Source organism: Sellimonas intestinalis (assembly GCF_001280875.1).
Lineage (GTDB): Bacteria > Bacillota > Clostridia > Lachnospirales > Lachnospiraceae > Sellimonas > Sellimonas intestinalis.
Genome location: NZ_LGAJ01000003.1, coordinates 407,722 through 424,261, shown reverse-complemented (window position 1 = coordinate 424,261; position 16,540 = coordinate 407,722). Strand labels below are relative to the sequence as shown.

Here is a 16,540-nt window from a genome sequence, read left to right as displayed (position 1 = left end):
TGACTTCCCTTATTATAATCATCTTTTTTTCATTTGTAAAGTCTCTGCGCATATTTTAAGGACGTGTCCTGATTCATCCGAACACGCCCTTATCGCTGTACTTTTAGTGCCAGCTTCCTATCAGCTATGAGTTTCAATGTAAAAGGCGAACATATCTATGAACTCTGCGTTTGTTGGAATTTTTGTCATCTTACAGCCGGATATCCTGCTGAAGCCCTCCGGCCCGGTCTGTCTCCAGCATACTTCGATCGCCGTCCGTATATTTCGTTCCACACTCTGCGGTGTCGTTCTGACCCGCAAAGCCACCTCCGGGTAAATGTTTTTTGTCACATTCAGCATAAAATCTTCATGCTCAAGTACAATTTTTGTCGCCTCCGCAAGCTGCTGATATCCTTGATATTTAGAAGTCAGTCCCAGACCTCTTAATGTTTCGTAAATCAGCTGCATATGTTCCTCCTTCCAACCTCCGTTAATATCATAACGAATTTATATGGAAATAACAGGAAAAACTACAGATATCGACAGATTGTTACCTAAAAAAGACAAAAACCTACATTTCCTTTTTCCACTGTCTCAGAAGCCCCGCTCCAAGTGGATAAGGCCCGGTATGAACCCCTATTGTGGCACCAATCTGAATATCCTCCCATTCCCTCACACGGAAACCCGAAGTCCCCAGACGCTCCCTCAGGCGCATCTTGAATTCATCGTATTCCGGAACCCAGAGCCCGACTCCCGTCACAAGAAAATAATCCTCCGGCTCAATCTTCAGGTCCTGTATATAAGACTCCATCTTATCTATGATTTTCTGTAATGATTTTTTGCGGCCCCGACACAGCTCCGCTGATCCAAGTTCGCCATCATAGAATTGAATCAAAGGCTTGATTTTGAGGACACTTCCAGCCACAGAAGCCACCTTTCCGATTCTTCCTCCATGCTCCAGATATTTCAAATCGTCTGTAGTAAAGAAAATATGTCCACTCTGTCGGAGCGACCTCAATGCTTCTGCCGCCTCGTCCAGCGTCTTACCCGCATTTCTCATTTCTACCGCGTTTTTTACAAGCATTCCCTGAAGAGCTGTCGCAAGACAGGAATCCACGACTTCGATCCTTGCCCCCTGAAACTGCTCTTCCACCACCTGTTTTGCGTTGACCGCCGCCTGCAAAGACCCACTCAGCTTTCTGGAAAGACAGATACAAAGTACCGGTAATCCTTTCTTCACAAAAGATAGAAAGGCGTCCACATAGTCCTGAATCGACGGCATGGAAGTCTTAGGGAAACAATCCGGGTTCTCTGCCATCCGCTGATAGAACTCCGGTATGGAAATCTCCTTTCCCTCCCTGTAATACTCTTCTCCGTCAAATGAAAGATAAAATGAAACAATCTCCACCTGCTCTGTCTGGACATAGCTTTCCGGCAGATCGCAGGAACTGTCGCTTACAATCCCAAAATTCATGGTTTCTCCTCCCGTTCTCCATTCTTTCCCATCTCTAATCCTCGTCAAGTTGACTTAATACATCCGAAAGATCGACGGAAATGATCCGGTCCACACAGTTGACAGGAATCCCACGGTAGGCATAGGCTCCTGATTCAAAGAGCAGATAAAGCTTTCCTCCCTGAATACAGATCTGTTCCATTCGGTTCGGAAGCGTAAAACTTTTAATCTCTTCTTTCTTTTTCAGACTGTACTTTTCTGTCTCTACAACAGACCGGTTATAAATCCTAAGCTTGGAATCCGCATATCCGTAAGACTGAGATAAAAACAGATAATTTCCAAACACTTCCAGTCCCTGCACTTGGGAAAGAATATCTGCCCACTCCTGATCGATTGCCACATTTCCAAAAAACTCTCTGTCCTCATCCATCTCTTCATATGCTTCTTTATTCTGCTCGTTCAGCTCAAAATCTACCGAATACCGGTTAATAATACTGTCCCCGGAAAGCGAAAAATATCCTGCATAAAGATTTCCTCCCCTGAACGCCATAAAGGAATTTCTGGCGAGTCCTTCCAGAATATGTGTTTCCAAAAACGGGAGCGGCTTTTTCGTTTTATCATACTGATAGTTTTCCAGCGCTTCCATTGTGTACAGGCTGACTGCTGCCTGTCCGTCTACATAGTCCGATACCCATAGCATCTGTTTCAGATTATCGTATGCAATTCCTCCTGCATGTGTCTGATTTGGCATAATAATCTCTTTCACGAAGCGTCCGGTTTTCTTATCAATCTCAAAAAGTACAGAATTATGCCGCTTCGTATGGCAGTATGCGCTTACATAAATCGAGTCCTCCGTTACATCCATCCCTTGCGGCGTCATCGATGTGCAGATATCTGTGATTCCTGTCTTACTATCTACGGTTTTTGCGGCTTTCAGCCCCGGAATGACATATGTGCCAAAGCTTCGCTCCGCCGAAAGATGCTTCACCATGTCCTCTGAAAAAAACTCCTTATAGCCGGTAAGTATCTGCCGGATCTCCGAGACAGTGTGAACAGCCGGTGAAGTATTTGTACGTTCCAGCCATGTAACCGGCTCATTGACGCTGCGGTATACGACAATATAAAACCAAAAGCAGCCCGCCAGGAGAATCCATGCCAGAAGCAGATGCATCCAGATGCGCACGCCCTTTCTTTTCTGTGATCTCAATTTTTTCCCTTCTTTATTCCAGCCACCACTTCAAAATCGTCTGGATTTCCTGATCCCAGTACTTCCACTGATGGTTTCCTTTGCCGCTTCTGGTCTCCACAATATAGCCAAGACTTTTCATTTCCTGCCACATGTCAATATTATTCTGGTAAAGGAAATCTTCCTCCCCACACCATGAAAACAGCCGAGGGACCGGCTTTCTTTCTTCTTTCAATCTCCTTGCAAGGTATTTCAGATCATTGAAAGATCCTTCAATCCCATCCGGATCACCAAAAATTCCTTCCCAGAATCCAGACGGTTTTTGAACGGGATTCGCTGTCTTCTCCTTTAATCTTCTTGATACGTCCAACACGCCTGACAAAGCCGCTGCCGCGCCAAACGTCTCTGAGGCTCCAAGCCCGAGCTTCCAAGCTCCATAACCCCCCATAGACACTCCGGCTGCCAGGGTATCCTCTTTTCGATCTGACATCTGCGGAAAAAACTCCCTGCAGATTTTAGGAAGCTCCACTGAGAAAAAGGTCCAGTAAGGGAGCCCATAGCACATATCCGTATAAAAACTAAGACCTCCGTCCGGCATTACGACAGCGATCCCATACTCACTGACATAACGCTCAATGGAAGTCCGCCGCTGCCATATCGTCTGGTCGTCGCTCATTCCATGAAGCAGATATGCCGTCTTATATTTTCCGTTTCGGGCATTCCCTTTCAGCCCGATCTGATTCTTTGTATTCTGTGGAAGAATCACGTCCATACTCGTACATTTTTCAAGAACCTCCGAGAAAAAGTCCACATGTAACAGCGCCATTTTCTTCTTCCTCCCTCCATTCATCATTTTCTCCCCCTATTATAACGCAAAACTAAGAACAGGGACACAGCAAAATGCTGTATCCCTGAAGAATCTTCCTTGCATCTAGCATGTTGCTCCACCTTTGAGATGTTTCTGCGCCGCCAGATTTTCCTGCTTTCTTCTAAGCAGTTCGTCGGACAGAAGCTGCTTCTGTACATTCTCAAAGCCGATCCTGTCGATCGTATCCGCAAAACGTTCTCCTGTGATTCCCTGCTCCCGGAACAGAAGAATCGCTTTTTCCACGATATCGAGTACTTCTTCTTCACTCGTAAAGATTTTGTCAATCGCATGTCCGTGGGCTACTTTTTTACCCCAGCGTCCACCAATGTAGACTTTGTATCCCTCCATCTCTGTAGCCACTGCTCCGAACGGACACTTTCCGTCACAACGTCCGCAATGGTTACACTGACCCGAATCCAAATGCAGCTTTCCGTCTTCCATCTTCGCCACACCGATTGGACAGTTGTTTTCTACCTGGCAGATCTTACATCCGCGGCATTTCTCCAGATCCACAGACGGCACTCTTTGTCCAATGATACCAAGGTCATTCAAATCCGGCTTTACACAGTTGTTCGGACAGCCGCCCACCGCAATCTTAAACTTATGTGGTAGTTTCACCTGGCCGTAACCATGGTAAAATCGCTCGTGAATCATTTCTGACAGATGGAAGGTGTCAATCAGACCATACTGACAGGTTGTACCCTTACAGGAGACAACCGGGCGAACCTTGGATCCGGTACCTCCCGTTTCCAGTCCGGCGTTGGCAAGGAATTCCCTCAGAGGCTCAATGTTCTCATAAGGTACTTTCTGGATCTCGATCGTCAGGCGGGAGGTCATTGTGATTTCTCCACTTCCGAATTTCTCCGCCGCTTCCGCAATGACACGGCTTTCTTCCGCTGTAATCTTGCCGTTTCTTGTAATAACACGGCCGTTGAAGCAGTTGCTCGTTCTCTTGTCCTGCAAAAAGCCCAGGGCTTTCACTCTTGTAATCTCTTCCGGAGACACCTGGAATTTCACACCCTCTACCTTGACGTCATTAAAATACTGTGCGCCCTCCAGCACGACAGTGTTTGTATAACCGTATGCCTTTAATCGGTTTTGAAGAAAATAGCTTCGTTTGCCTTTCAGACAGACAAGCAGAATCTTCTCATCCTTTGCAAGTCCCTCTATGGCACCATTCACGGTAGAAAGATCCACATAGACCGCCCCCGCAATCTGGGGATTCGGACAAACGTCTACGACTTTGTAACCTTTCGCCTTTCCCCGTGCATATTCAGCCGGCGTCATGCTTACCATTTCTCCGCTGATTTTATTCTGGAGAATATAAGCTGCCTGCACGATTGGATGAATGGCGGTAGAGAATGGCGGTGCATACGCCAGGTCCAAATTCTCCAAGTCTTCCAGGCGGGCGTCCATAGCGATTGACGTAGCAGCAATATCCGTCATTTTATCTACCGCACCTGCACCCACAACCTGAATTCCCAGAAGCTTATGTGTTCCTCTATCTGCAATCATCTTGGTGGCAAAAGAGTCAGAATCAGGATAATAATGTGCCTTGTCATCTGTTACAGCGAGCACGGTCTCCACATCATATCCTGCTTCTCTTGCCTGAGCTTCCGTCAGCCCGGTTCTTCCTACGTTCATTCCCGGAAGTTTCACAACTCCGGTTCCCAACACGCCCGGATAGGTCTTGTCCTTGCCCGTGAGGACCTGAGCCAGTGTTCTTCCCTCATAGTTGGCAGAAGATCCCATGGCAGACCACTGGGACATTCCTGTGATTCGGTTCTTCACAACAACGCAGTCTCCCGCTGCGTATACATCCGGCAGACTCGTCCTCATCTGCTCATCTACCACAATCGTACCACGATCCATTTTTATTCCGGTGTCCTTTAAAAATGCGGTATTGGGACGGATCCCGATGGAGACAACGATCAGATCAGACTGGATCGTACCTTGATCTGTCTGGATTCCTGTCGCCTCATTCTCGCCGAGCACCGCTTTTAAAGCAGTTCCCGTCTGAATCCGGATCCCGCTTTTTTGCAGATGCTTCTTTACATAGGCCGCCATTTCTGGATCCAGCACGTTCGGCATGATCTGTGGCATCATATCGATTACAGTCACAGAAACCCCTCTCACCTGAAGGTTCTCCGCAATCTCAAGGCCGATAAATCCGCCTCCCACCACAACCGCACGTTTCACCCGATGCTCCTCCACATACGCCCGCATTGCATAAGCATCCTGCGGAGTCCGCATCTGGAATACTCCCGGAAGCCTCATTCCCGGCACATCCGGAACAATCGGAGATGCACCGACCGCAAGAATCAGATTGTCGTAGGAATATACTTCTTCCTCGCCGTTTGCCAGATTCCTCGCCTGTACATATTTTGCTTCTGCATCCAGATGGAAAGCCTCTCTCCCAGTCAGGACGCGCACTCCGGTGAGTCCTTCAAATTTCTTCGGTGTATTGACAATCAACTCCTCTTCTGTCTCGATCAGTCCTCCTACATAATACGGAAGACCACAGCCTGCATAGGAAATATCACTACTTTTTGTTATCAGTATCACCTCTGCGCTGCGGTCTTCTCTTTTCAGTTTTGCCGCTGCCTTAGTACCGGCTGCGACTCCTCCGATCACGAGTGTTCTCATTTTTTCTTCCTCCTGCTGATAAATGTAATCAGTTACATTGTTATATCCATTATATACCGGATTTTCACTCGTGACTTATTATGATTTTTAATAGTATAATAAATTTTTCTTATGATCTATCAGATACTCAGTTTCCTATCCGCAATCCAACCGACCAGAAGGTAAACCAGAACCGTCATCACAATATAGAAAACATAGTCAAACAGGCCGATTCCTCCCCATCCGCTAATCGGAGCCAGATCGAACAACTGGCCGAGGATAATATAAATCCGGTCAATTACAAAATTGATGACAAAGAAAAGAATCACCGCAATTACCCCACCGAATTTTGTATTGAGCAAAACGGTTCTTGTAAGGATGACGGCCAGAAATCCTACAACCATGACATTCATCCATGCAATCAAACAGAGAAGGCACATCCCAAATACCAGCCCCCAGTCTACCTGAATATTAACGCCTCTCTCAAAGAATTCTCTTACCGCCCGGAGAAATTCTCCAAGACTTCCATCGCTGGCTGCTGTAATAGTCAAAGTAGCAGCTCCGGCTATAAAGAAAGCCATGAACACAAATGCCATCTGCAAAATCCCAGCAATAATCTTGCTTGCAAGAATTTCATAAGTAGAGTGCGGCACCATCCAAAGCATATAGCTCTGTTTCGTCTTTAGATCCCGGTTTAAAATTACAATGTTCTCGATACCGACATACAAGATCCCGAACATTCCCGCAAAGGTCATAATCAGAATACTGATTGCCACCAGCGTATCATTACGGAGCACTGCTCCGGCCACAAACAGGACTACAAATGCCAGGAGACAAGCCAAAATCAGGATCCTCGTCATCCTTTGCTTTCTCCATTCATATTTAATCAGATTTCCCATGTTCTTTCCTCCCTACATGAACTCTCTGTACAGATCCGCTGCACTCCGTCCGGAACGCATCCGTTCCTCTTCCACATCACATTCGTAAATCACGCTGCCATCTTTCATATAAATCGCGTGATCGATGATCGATTCAATCTCCTCAATCAGATGCGTGGATATAATGACCGCGTTTTTTTCACTGGTGGTCGTCAAAATTACATCAACGATTTCATCTCTCGCTTTGAGATCGATTCCGTTGAGAGGTTCATCCAACATATAGAGAAGCGCTTTTCTCGAAAGCGTCGCAATCACCTTGAGCTTTGCCATCATACCAGTAGACAACTCACGGATTTTCATCTCCTCAGATAATCCCACTTTTCGCACGAGCTCTTGGAATTTTTTTTCATCAAATCCCTCAAAGAAATCGCTGTAATATTTTCCTACCATCCCGATATTCATAAAATCATAGTAGAATGGCTCTGTCGACATATAGGCCACCTGATTCTTTGCCCGGTAATTCCAAGGGGCGCCGTCAAAAATAACTTCTCCCTGCGTCGGCTTGACAAACCCGGTCATCATCTTCATCCAAGTCGTCTTACCGCTTCCGTTGGGTCCAAGCAGTCCGTAAATAGATCCGCCGCAGATTTTTATGGAGACCTCTTTCACCGCTTTCTTTCCCATGTACGCTTTTGTCAGTCTTCTGCTCTCTGCTATCATACTTCTTCCTCCTCATCAAAATGCTCAATCCGGGATATGATTTCTTCTCTGCCAAATCCGAGATCCTTCATCTCTTTCAAAAAGCCCTTCAACAGTGCTTCTGCCATTTCCTTTCGTAATTCTTCCTGCATCTGTTCGTCCTCCGTAATGAATGTTCCAAGTCCCCGCTTCGTGTAACAGTATCCCTCTGCCTCCATCTCCTTATAGATCCTCGCCGCTGTGTTCGGATTGACCTTATATAATACGGCAAGTTCCCGGTTGGAAGGCAGCTTCTCTCCGGGAAGCAGCTGCTTGCGTACGATTCGCTTTTTAATATCTCTTACGACCTGAACATAAATCGGTACTTCCACATTGTATTCCATTTTCGTCCTCCTTTCTGTATCAGTGAACTAGTTAAATAGTACACTAGTATATTCATTTTGTCAACATATTTTCCGCATCTTTCGTTTTTCTTAATAACTCTTCATCCATAGGCGAAGATTTCGCTGCACAAGCAACGAAAAAGCAGTATGAGCTGCGTATCTGAGCTGTCTGGCTGGATCGCTACTTTTCTTAATCAACTTCATAAGGTCGAAAAAAGCTCCGGTTTTACTTTCCCATAAGGAACATGAAAAAACCGAAGCTCTTTATCCTATCTTCTTCTAAAAAGAATAAAGCCAGTTTGCTTTTTTGTAATAAATGAAAAAAGCAATGGAACTTAATGTCCAGGTCAGCGGATAAATCCAGTAGACTACCGCAATAGACGGGATCAGCGCAGAAACTGCAGTTAGAACTGCCACACGAATCACGCACCAGAAAATCATCATCACAAACATCGGAATCACTGCTTTCCCTGCCCCACGTAGAACCGCTGCCACAGAATGTGAATATGCCAGCAAACAGTAAAACAGAGCAGCCGTTCTTGCTCTTTCTGTTCCAAACAAAATGACTTCCGGCGTCCGGTCGAAAGCGGCTGTAAAGACCGGTGCTGCAATAAAAATCACAATCCCGATCAACTCGGCCAGAATCATTGCACACGCAATCCCAAACCGTGCTCCCTTTTTCGTACGTTCATAGTCTTTTGCCCCCAGATTTTGTCCCACAAAAGTAGTAAGTGCCATCGTAAAACTTGTGATCGGCAAAAATCCAAATCCTTCGATCTTGGAATAAGCTCCACATCCTGCCATTGCCATCTCTCCAAAAGAATTGATATTGGACTGAACTACAACATTTGCGATGGAAATGATAGAGTTTTGGATTCCGGATGGAAGGCCAAACTGAACCACCTGTTTGAAAATATCCCATTCAAAACGGATTCTTCGAAGCCTAAGCCGATATTCTGCCTTCGAGCGTATAAGCTGAATCATACAAAGAATCGCACTGACCAACTGTGAAATGTCCGTAGCTAGGGCCGCCCCTTCTACGCCCATTCCAAATACTGTGATAAAGGTGATATCCAACACCACATTGACCACAGAGGAAAGAATCAGGTAATAGAGCGGATGTCTGCTGTCTCCCACTGCCTGCAGGATGCCTACAAACATATTGTACATGACAAAGCCCAGAGATCCCATAAAATAGACCCGGAAATATGCAGTGGATTCCGGCATGACATTTTCCGGAGTTTTCATCCACACCAGAATCTGCGGTGCAAAAAATACTCCTACAATCGTCAGAATGATACCTGCCACGATTCCAAAAGCAACTGTCGTATGTACCGCTTTCTCAACGTGTTCCGAATCTCTCGCCCCAAAGTATCTTGCAATCACCACACCGGCTCCCAGCGCGATGCCATTAAAAAATCCAATCATCAGTTGAATCAGGTTCCCCGAAGAACTGACTGCCGCAAGTGCGTTACTCCCAAGAAAATTCCCCACAATCAACGAGTCCGCCGTATTATACATCTGCTGAAACAGATTCCCCAGAAAAATCGGTATTGCAAAAAAGATAATCCGTTTCCAGATGGGGCCTTCTGTCATCAGTGTGCTGGATGTCTTCTCTTCCATCCTACGATTCCCCTTTCTCTCTCCATATCCTTTCGTATGCTTCATATTTCTTCTGCATCTCGTCCCGCCTGCTCTTTGGCAGACGTGGGATCGCTTTTCTTAGTTGGAAAAGTGTTTCTTTCAGTGCGTCCCACTGTTTTGTCTGCCTGAGGGCTTCTGCCTCCCATACCAAATAATAGGCTTCTTCTTCCGGCCTTTTTTGCATACATGCCAGCAGCTTTAGCGCCCTGTTATAGTCCGAAAGCTGGCATAATGCAATCGGCAGATAAATCTGGAGTGTCGGGATCATGCTCTCCCATCTTCTGGCTGCTTCTTGATAATAAAGCAGAAAAAAAGTCACCACGTCCTGACTCTCCCCTTTCTCTACCAATTCTGATAAGATGCGCGCAGCGTAAATCCGGTCCCGCCCGGAGATCCAGACAAATCCTGATGTCACAAACAAGGCCAGCGCCCATGGCTGCCACATTCCTTTCAGATTGACACTCAGCCCTGCAATCAGTGCTGTACAAATCATTCCCAGGCACCAGCGAAGCTCCCAGATTTCCCTCTTGACAGCCAGAGTCTTATGGACACGGTCCCGTAACCCGTCTGTTTCCATGATCTGCTTTTGATCCAGATGCTCAAAAAACAACTCCCGGATTTTGTCTTGAAGAGCCTTTTCCCGAAGCTGTCTGCTCTTCTTACTGAAAAGACTTTGCCAGAGAAATACCAATACCGCACTCAATACAATTCCCGTAATCCGGTATTGCAATCTCGGATCCTGATACCGGCAGACATACAATGTACCACCTGCGGCCAAAAGCGCCGCAGCCCCCTCAACCAGTATCATCTTCCAGACTTTAACTTTTGTTTCTCCCTGCTCTCTTCCGGACCTTTGAAATGCCGCCAGATAAAACACTGCGGCACATCCTCCCGCAAAGCAGGTCAAAAGCCCCTCCCTCCTTGCCTGAAAGCGGAAAACCAAAACACCGCCTTCATATAACAATATCCCCGCAAGAAACACAGAGAAAATGCAAAGTAATCTCCAAATCTTCTTCGTCATATGATCCTCCTAGCCTGCTTCCTGCAAAGTTTCCGTAATTTCCTTCTCAAAGGTGAAGTGCTCTCCGTCCTCGGAAGAAAAGAGTGCCTTGATCATTTGTCCGTTATCCGCATAATCGCCATCTTCTCCCTGGCCGATCACCATGTACCACATACCATCCTCCATGTAAAACCGCTCCACTTGGTCAAATGGGTTGAATCCTAGTTTCTCCACAGCCTCTGTTGCCTGCGGCAATGGAATCTCCCGGAACGTTGTTCCTCGATCTGTCGTGCGGTAAAAGACACTCTGCTCCTGTCCTGCGGCATAGCATCCGGTCTGATCATCCGCCCAGAAGGCGGCACTTACATTGCTCATTACCTGGTCTTCTGTAGAAATCAGTGTCCATGTCTTGAGGTCGTCACTCATCCACGTCCCGTAATAGTCGTTTCCAAGTGCGCGATCCACGGCAAAAACAGCAGCATAACCTCCTTCATTCCTGGAAAGAAAGGTGTTTGCCTTGTATCCTCTGTTGGTGATCCGGCTCTCATTCCAGGATGTACCCTGATCCTCACTATAGATCAGAACCGTTCCCTCACTGTCAAATCCCAGAAAAGCGGTAAAATCCGGGGATATCAGATAACTACCATCTTCCAGGCGTTCATCGTATCCTCCATTTGGCTTGCCGCAGACTTTCTCATATCCGTCTGGTACTTCTACAAAAGATTCTCCCGCGTCATAAGTAACAAACAGCCCTCCATCCCGAATGTAATACGTCTCTTCTCGGTCAGTCTGCATCGCAAAATGCTCTGTCTGAGGTTTACGCACCTCCTTCTGAAACTCCGGCGACTGAATCTGATATTCCACAGGCCGCATCTTCTCTGTGATAGTAGATATGCCATCCCTCTCTTCAAGCCTGACTACCATCTGCCCCTGGTATATAAATCTGTCTGCGGTACCAGAAAGTGTTTTGTCCGCTCCCTTGCTGCCTAGAAAAACAAGCTCCAGATTTTGGATCATCCTGCTGTTGACACAGGCAGGTACAATCGTGTAATTCAGCTGAACATAGCCATTTTCATCCAGCACTTCCACTTCGTCCAAACGTGCTTCCCTGATCCGGTAATCATAAGGAACATTCATTCCGCCAAGAGCGTCCGCATAGTCCGTAAACCATTCCCGGCATACTTCCGCTTCTGACTTTCCTACACTGGCAATCTCTGCCCCGACGGCCGCAGGACTTTCAAACTGGCGCCACCGGAACTCTGTCCAGGCTGCACAAAGTAACACTGCTCCCACAAGCCCCAAAAGACTCACAGCCAATCGCTTCATACTTCACTCCTTCTCGTTCCAAATCACTGTCTTTGTCTATTATATCACCTTTTGTCGCACAGGAAAAGAGAGGACACGCTTATTCCAGCTTCCCCTCCCTCTTTGCAAATTCTATGATATCTTTCAGGCCGGCCACTTCTCTAGCCGTTTCTTTTAGTTTATCTGCACAGTACACCTTCCTGCAGCGCTGAATCCATTTTTTTGCTTCTTCTACATGCTTTTCTTCCATTTTCCGAAATGGCGGTACACTCACGACAACAGATGAAAGTGCCGATGCAGCAGTGTAGTCCAAATCATTTTCCCAGAGAATCCCCGCCGCAAACGGGATCCGCTGTCTTTGCAGATATCGAAAGTACATGGTGCCCGTTCCCATGCCTGCGATCACAAATATTTCCGGCTCTCCCTTTATTGCGGAAAGCTCCAGATTTCCTGTCAGCTCATCGTATAATCCTGTTGTCATCTGATAAAGTCTTTGGATATACCCCTCCGTAAAAATCTCCTCCGGCGTACCAAATCTGTCAATCCTGTCCTCATATACACAGGCAATCTTATCCGAAATTCTGGCCGCCAGATCAAGTTCATGCAAAGACATCAGGACACAAAGTCCTGTTTCTTTGGCCATCTTCTGCAGAATCGAAAGAAACTCCAACTTATACCGAATATCCAAATAGGAAGTCGGTTCATCCAGAATCAGAAGATCTGGCTCCTGACAAAGAGCCCGCGCTAACATTACCCTCTGCTTCTGTCCGTCACTGATCTTCTGAAAATCCTGCTCTTTCCACTTTGCTATTCCGACCACTTCCATACTCTTGTCGACAACAGACCAATCTTTCTCCGATAGTACTCCAAATCTACCGGTGTACGGATACCGCCCAGTAGACACAACGTCCCGGCAGGTCATCCGTTCTGTACGCACCCGGTCTGTCAGCACAACCGAGAGCTTTCTGGCCAGCTCGTTTCTCTGCATTTCATCTGTCTTCTTTCCATCAAGATATACAAGGCCGCAAAGTGGTTTCATCTGCCGAATCACGCTTTTTAAAATCGTCGTCTTACCAGCTCCATTTGGCCCGATCAGCGTCAGAATTTCTCCTTTTTTCATCTGGATGCAGATATCCCGGATCAGGGGAACTCCCTGGTATCCAACCGTCAGTCCCGCTGTTCTGAAATAGATCTCTTCTTTCATCAGACTTACCTCATTCTTTCCTTCTTTTGATGGATCATAATATAGATCACTACGGGCGCTCCCCAGATTGCGGTCACAGTGCTGATGGATAATTCTACGGGAGCAAAAATCGTTCTGGCAAGCAGATCACAAAACAGGCAGAATACTCCACCGCCCAAAAAACAAGCCGGAATCATCAGAATCGGACGCGCCGTCCGGAAAAAGCTTTTCACCAGATGTGGTACCGCAATCCCGACAAAAGAGACCGGTCCCGCAAACGCGGTCACACTGGCAGACAAAATGCTGGATAGTAAAACAAGCATCATCCGGAAAACCGGGACATTCAGTCCCATATTTTTCGCGTAGGCCTCTCCCATCTCATAAGCACTGATCTGTTTTGACAAAAGGAATACTCCAAGGGACGTAATAAGCACTACAACTGCCATTACCGCTACATTCTCCCAGCTAATACCGGAAAAACTGCCCTGTGACCAGTTATGCAGATTGACGATATTCGCATCATCCGCAAACGTGACGATAAAATCCGTGACAGCCGAACAGATATATCCGATCATAACTCCACTTACAATCAGCATGGACATCTGGTCGATCACTCTCGCCGTAAGAAGGACAAATCCCATGCAAAGCATGGAGCCTGCAAAGGCCGCCATAATCAGCATCCATGAACTGAGCTGTACGGCATACCCAAGGGATACAACCATCGTCAGCGCAACGATCAGTTTCGCTCCGGATGAAATTCCTAAGGTAAACGGGCTGGCGATGGGATTGTGAAAGAAAGTCTGAAGCAGATACCCGGACAGAGCCAAAGCCCCTCCAAGAATCACTGTCCCGAATGCTCTAGGCATCCGGATTTCCATGAGAATTTCCCGGTATGTCGCGTCTCCTTTTTCTCCTTCGATGATCAGTTTCGGGATATCTGTGAACGGAATTCCCACGCTGCCAATACAAATATTCAACAGGAAGAAAAACAGCGTAAGTACAATTAAAACAGCGAACGCTGCCACACATCGTTTTCGCTTCATCTTAGTATCACTCCAGTCGATAGATATAGGTGAGAGTATCTTCCTCCCCGTGCAGGATCTTGTACAGATCCGATATGATCGATCCTAGTTTCATAGTAGACTGATACAAATTTTTGCTTGTACAGTAGACGTTTCCTTCTTCCACTGCCTTAAAATGCTCCAGAAGACCGCTCTTTTCCGTCAACTCATCTACTGTGGAGATTTCTCCGTCCACTGTACTATTATAGATAATATAATCCGCATCTTTTGCCGCCGCATAAAAGCTTTCCATATCCATACTCATAGTTGAAGATACGCTGTCATCCTCCTCATCCTGTTTCAGAATATAGCTCCCTCCTGCCATCTCAATCATCTTTGGCAGATAGTCTGAAGCTTTGCGTACATTGACTTCTCCGTTAGACGTAATATAGAAAAACGCAACCGTCTTTCCGGTAGCTTTGTCCTGACTGATCTGCTCAAACGCTTCCTTCTCCCTGTCAAACGCCGCTGTAGCTTCCTCTTCTTTTCCGCTCAGCAGCCCGTAAAGCTTCACCCATTCCGTTCTTCCCAGTGGTTTTTTTTCATAACTGGAATAGTCCACGAAAACCGGGATTCCTGATGACTCCAACTGTTCTTTCACCTCTGGCGTATGATAGATCATTGTATTTTCTATCGCCAGTCCGCATGATTCATCCAGAATCTGCTCATAATCCGGAGCAGAATATTTTCCCGCGTACAGAATGGAGCCTCTCTCCATCGCCGTCCTTGCTTCCTCCACATACCAGGACTCTGTTTTCAAAGAACTAAACCGTATCCTATCTAAGGCGTTGATTGATACAAACATATCCATAACCGCCGAGGCCGCAAGATAGATATGGTCAATCGGCTGATACAACAGGACAATCCCCTCGTCCAGTTCTTGGGGTGTCTTTTTTCCTTCCGGTATGACCAGATACCTGTCTCCATTGGATATTGTAATGAGTACATATCCGTCCTTATAATAATCTACCGCAAACTGCTCTGCGTAGGAAAGCTCCATGCTATGATCAAATTCCAGTTCCTGACTGATTTCCTTATCCCGGTCTTTCAGTGTTTCCTCTTCCTCAGAAGGCTTCTGACAGGCCGCTATGGAAACCGTCAGGAAGGTACACAGAAACACTGCAAGGCACTTTTTTCTTATACTAATTGTTTTCATCCGTTTTGTTTCCTTTTCTTACAGTAAACGGCCGCTCCTACCGCCACGATCAGAACGCCTGCGCCAACTGCCGTCATAACCCAGATACCGCTTCTTTTTTCAGACCGGATTTCTATTGTCTTTTCCTGAAACGTCAAGGTATACTCGATCTCATGGGACGTACTCATCGCAGTCGTATCTGCTGTCACTGTCACTGGTTCGTCAAATGCCAAAACCGGAATTTCAAAAGTTGAATACTCCTCTCCTTCGATTGGAAGAAACTTCTCTCCTCCGACAATCATATAATCATAATGTGAGCTGCTCCATTGAATTCTGGCGTATGCACGCCCATCCTTAACAGTCAGAACCGCCGGAGACGTAATAGATGCTCTCCCGCTTCCACCTTTCATAGTAATCTCGATCGTATATTCTCCGTCTTTTTTGTCTGTGCTTCCTGCCGCCTCTGCTGCCTTTCCAGAGAGTACAGATGAACACACCAGGAAATATCCTGCTGCCAGCAAAAGGACGCCTGTTTTTATCCATTTTCTTTTCATTCTGATTTCCTTCCCTGATATAGAATTCCCCCGCTGTAAAAGCGGGGGCTTCTATCATCGTGATTTTATTCGGTCTTTTCCGGATTAGCAACACTGACCTTATGATCGTACCATTTTCCCTTCGTTCCAATCAAGGCAAGATCAAATTCTTTCTCAAGCTCAGGTACCGGGACATCATATCCATAAACCTCTTCCGAAAGCCCGTCATCGTATGTAACCGTATCTACGGTCGGTTCCAGCAATTCTGCCCCCTCTTTCTGTGCGTCTTCTGCCAGTCCCGGATAGAGATTCACAATATTCTTTGATGTCAGGGAAATATGGATCGTCATTTCTCCATCCTTGACGGTAAGAGTTCCTTTCCCTTTGCATGCTTCACTGACATGAAACATGCTGCTGTCTGTTTTAAAATCTGCCGTATAGATACCATCTTCCAGTACATTCTCTTTCTTCTGAGTCTGCTCCGTCTCTTTCTTTGTCTCTGACTTATCATCTGTGCCACCGCATCCTACTGCCATTACAACAATGCAGACCATCACACACAGAACTGCTGCCATCCTTTTCAGTCGTTTTCTCATCCTGTCCTCCTG

Annotated in this window: 16 protein-coding genes; all 16 read right to left on the bottom strand. The window is 46.5% G+C overall.

Annotation, left to right across the window (positions count from 1 at the left end; genetic code table 11):
* Nucleotides 1-120 precede the first annotated feature (120 nt).
* Nucleotides 121-447 (bottom strand): sporulation initiation factor Spo0A C-terminal domain-containing protein, encoded by a 327-nt coding sequence (locus tag AOA56_RS02945; RefSeq protein ID WP_024732715.1) that lies wholly within the window; start codon nucleotides 445-447, stop codon nucleotides 121-123.
* A gap of 103 nt (nucleotides 448-550) precedes the next feature.
* Nucleotides 551-1,453: a DegV family protein gene (locus AOA56_RS02940; protein ID WP_048621928.1), complete on the bottom strand. Its 903-nt coding sequence runs from the start codon at nucleotides 1,451-1,453 to the stop codon at nucleotides 551-553.
* A gap of 34 nt (nucleotides 1,454-1,487) precedes the next feature.
* Nucleotides 1,488-2,639: a YncE family protein gene (locus AOA56_RS02935; RefSeq protein ID WP_053768907.1), complete on the bottom strand. Its 1,152-nt coding sequence runs from the start codon at nucleotides 2,637-2,639 to the stop codon at nucleotides 1,488-1,490.
* Nucleotides 2,640-2,652: 13 nt separating this feature from the next.
* Nucleotides 2,653-3,444, bottom strand: a complete 792-nt coding sequence (locus AOA56_RS02930; RefSeq protein ID WP_053769090.1) for an alpha/beta hydrolase — start codon at nucleotides 3,442-3,444, stop codon at nucleotides 2,653-2,655.
* A 105-nt stretch (nucleotides 3,445-3,549) separates the two neighbouring features.
* On the bottom strand, nucleotides 3,550-6,132 hold the full coding sequence (locus tag AOA56_RS02925; protein WP_053768906.1) for an FAD-dependent oxidoreductase: 2,583 nt from the start codon (nucleotides 6,130-6,132) through the stop codon (nucleotides 3,550-3,552).
* 119 nt (nucleotides 6,133-6,251) lie between these two features.
* Nucleotides 6,252-7,010 carry a hypothetical protein gene (locus AOA56_RS02920; RefSeq protein ID WP_024732719.1) on the bottom strand — a complete coding sequence of 253 codons (759 nt, stop codon included), beginning with the start codon at nucleotides 7,008-7,010 and terminating at the stop codon, nucleotides 6,252-6,254.
* Between the two features lie 12 nt (nucleotides 7,011-7,022).
* Nucleotides 7,023-7,709, bottom strand: a complete 687-nt coding sequence (locus AOA56_RS02915) for an ABC transporter ATP-binding protein (RefSeq protein ID WP_048621931.1) — start codon at nucleotides 7,707-7,709, stop codon at nucleotides 7,023-7,025.
* Nucleotides 7,706-8,071: a GntR family transcriptional regulator gene (locus AOA56_RS02910; RefSeq protein ID WP_024732721.1), complete on the bottom strand. Its 366-nt coding sequence runs from the start codon at nucleotides 8,069-8,071 to the stop codon at nucleotides 7,706-7,708. The genes AOA56_RS02915 and AOA56_RS02910 overlap by 4 nt, the downstream gene beginning before the upstream one ends.
* A 279-nt stretch (nucleotides 8,072-8,350) precedes the next feature.
* Complete coding sequence (locus AOA56_RS02905; protein ID WP_053768905.1) at nucleotides 8,351-9,694, bottom strand: MATE family efflux transporter; 1,344 nt, start codon at nucleotides 9,692-9,694, stop codon at nucleotides 8,351-8,353.
* A gap of 1 nt (nucleotide 9,695) precedes the next feature.
* Nucleotides 9,696-10,736, bottom strand: coding sequence for a hypothetical protein (locus AOA56_RS02900; protein ID WP_024732722.1), 1,041 nt, complete (start codon nucleotides 10,734-10,736; stop codon nucleotides 9,696-9,698).
* 9 nt (nucleotides 10,737-10,745) lie between these two features.
* Nucleotides 10,746-12,041 (bottom strand): WD40/YVTN/BNR-like repeat-containing protein, encoded by a 1,296-nt coding sequence (locus tag AOA56_RS02895; protein ID WP_053768904.1) that lies wholly within the window; start codon nucleotides 12,039-12,041, stop codon nucleotides 10,746-10,748.
* Nucleotides 12,042-12,120: 79 nt separating this feature from the next.
* Entirely contained in the window at nucleotides 12,121-13,224 is a 1,104-nt protein-coding gene (locus AOA56_RS02890) for an ABC transporter ATP-binding protein (protein WP_053768903.1), read from the bottom strand.
* A gap of 5 nt (nucleotides 13,225-13,229) precedes the next feature.
* On the bottom strand, nucleotides 13,230-14,246 hold the full coding sequence (locus AOA56_RS02885; protein WP_053768902.1) for a FecCD family ABC transporter permease: 1,017 nt from the start codon (nucleotides 14,244-14,246) through the stop codon (nucleotides 13,230-13,232).
* A 7-nt stretch (nucleotides 14,247-14,253) separates the two neighbouring features.
* On the bottom strand, nucleotides 14,254-15,420 hold the full coding sequence (locus tag AOA56_RS02880; protein ID WP_053768901.1) for an ABC transporter substrate-binding protein: 1,167 nt from the start codon (nucleotides 15,418-15,420) through the stop codon (nucleotides 14,254-14,256).
* Nucleotides 15,417-15,953 carry a hypothetical protein gene (locus tag AOA56_RS02875; protein WP_024732727.1) on the bottom strand — a complete coding sequence of 179 codons (537 nt, stop codon included), beginning with the start codon at nucleotides 15,951-15,953 and terminating at the stop codon, nucleotides 15,417-15,419. Before AOA56_RS02875 ends, AOA56_RS02880 begins: the two co-directional genes overlap by 4 nt.
* A 65-nt stretch (nucleotides 15,954-16,018) precedes the next feature.
* Nucleotides 16,019-16,528 (bottom strand): hypothetical protein, encoded by a 510-nt coding sequence (locus AOA56_RS02870; RefSeq protein WP_053768900.1) that lies wholly within the window; start codon nucleotides 16,526-16,528, stop codon nucleotides 16,019-16,021.
* Nucleotides 16,529-16,540 lie beyond the last annotated feature (12 nt).

Excerpts from the sequence above, each read along its gene's own strand:
- AOA56_RS02875 (WP_024732727.1), bottom strand. The coding sequence starts at position 15,953 with ATGAAAAGAAAATGGATAAAAACAGGCGTCCTTTTGCTGGCAGCAGGA.
- AOA56_RS02930 (WP_053769090.1), bottom strand. The coding sequence starts at position 3,444 with ATGGCGCTGTTACATGTGGACTTTTTCTCGGAGGTTCTTGAAAAATGT.
- AOA56_RS02895 (WP_053768904.1), bottom strand. The coding sequence starts at position 12,041 with ATGAAGCGATTGGCTGTGAGTCTTTTGGGGCTTGTGGGAGCAGTGTTA.
- AOA56_RS02915 (WP_048621931.1), bottom strand. The coding sequence starts at position 7,709 with ATGATAGCAGAGAGCAGAAGACTGACAAAAGCGTACATGGGAAAGAAA.
- AOA56_RS02890 (WP_053768903.1), bottom strand. The coding sequence starts at position 13,224 with ATGAAAGAAGAGATCTATTTCAGAACAGCGGGACTGACGGTTGGATAC.
- AOA56_RS02910 (WP_024732721.1), bottom strand. The coding sequence starts at position 8,071 with ATGGAATACAATGTGGAAGTACCGATTTATGTTCAGGTCGTAAGAGAT.
- AOA56_RS02920 (WP_024732719.1), bottom strand. The coding sequence starts at position 7,010 with ATGGGAAATCTGATTAAATATGAATGGAGAAAGCAAAGGATGACGAGG.
- AOA56_RS02885 (WP_053768902.1), bottom strand. The coding sequence starts at position 14,246 with ATGAAGCGAAAACGATGTGTGGCAGCGTTCGCTGTTTTAATTGTACTT.
- AOA56_RS02880 (WP_053768901.1), bottom strand. The coding sequence starts at position 15,420 with ATGAAAACAATTAGTATAAGAAAAAAGTGCCTTGCAGTGTTTCTGTGT.
- AOA56_RS02925 (WP_053768906.1), bottom strand. The coding sequence starts at position 6,132 with ATGAGAACACTCGTGATCGGAGGAGTCGCAGCCGGTACTAAGGCAGCG.
- AOA56_RS02940 (WP_048621928.1), bottom strand. The coding sequence starts at position 1,453 with ATGAATTTTGGGATTGTAAGCGACAGTTCCTGCGATCTGCCGGAAAGC.
- AOA56_RS02900 (WP_024732722.1), bottom strand. The coding sequence starts at position 10,736 with ATGACGAAGAAGATTTGGAGATTACTTTGCATTTTCTCTGTGTTTCTT.
- AOA56_RS02870 (WP_053768900.1), bottom strand. The coding sequence starts at position 16,528 with ATGAGAAAACGACTGAAAAGGATGGCAGCAGTTCTGTGTGTGATGGTC.
- AOA56_RS02945 (WP_024732715.1), bottom strand. The coding sequence starts at position 447 with ATGCAGCTGATTTACGAAACATTAAGAGGTCTGGGACTGACTTCTAAA.
- AOA56_RS02905 (WP_053768905.1), bottom strand. The coding sequence starts at position 9,694 with ATGGAAGAGAAGACATCCAGCACACTGATGACAGAAGGCCCCATCTGG.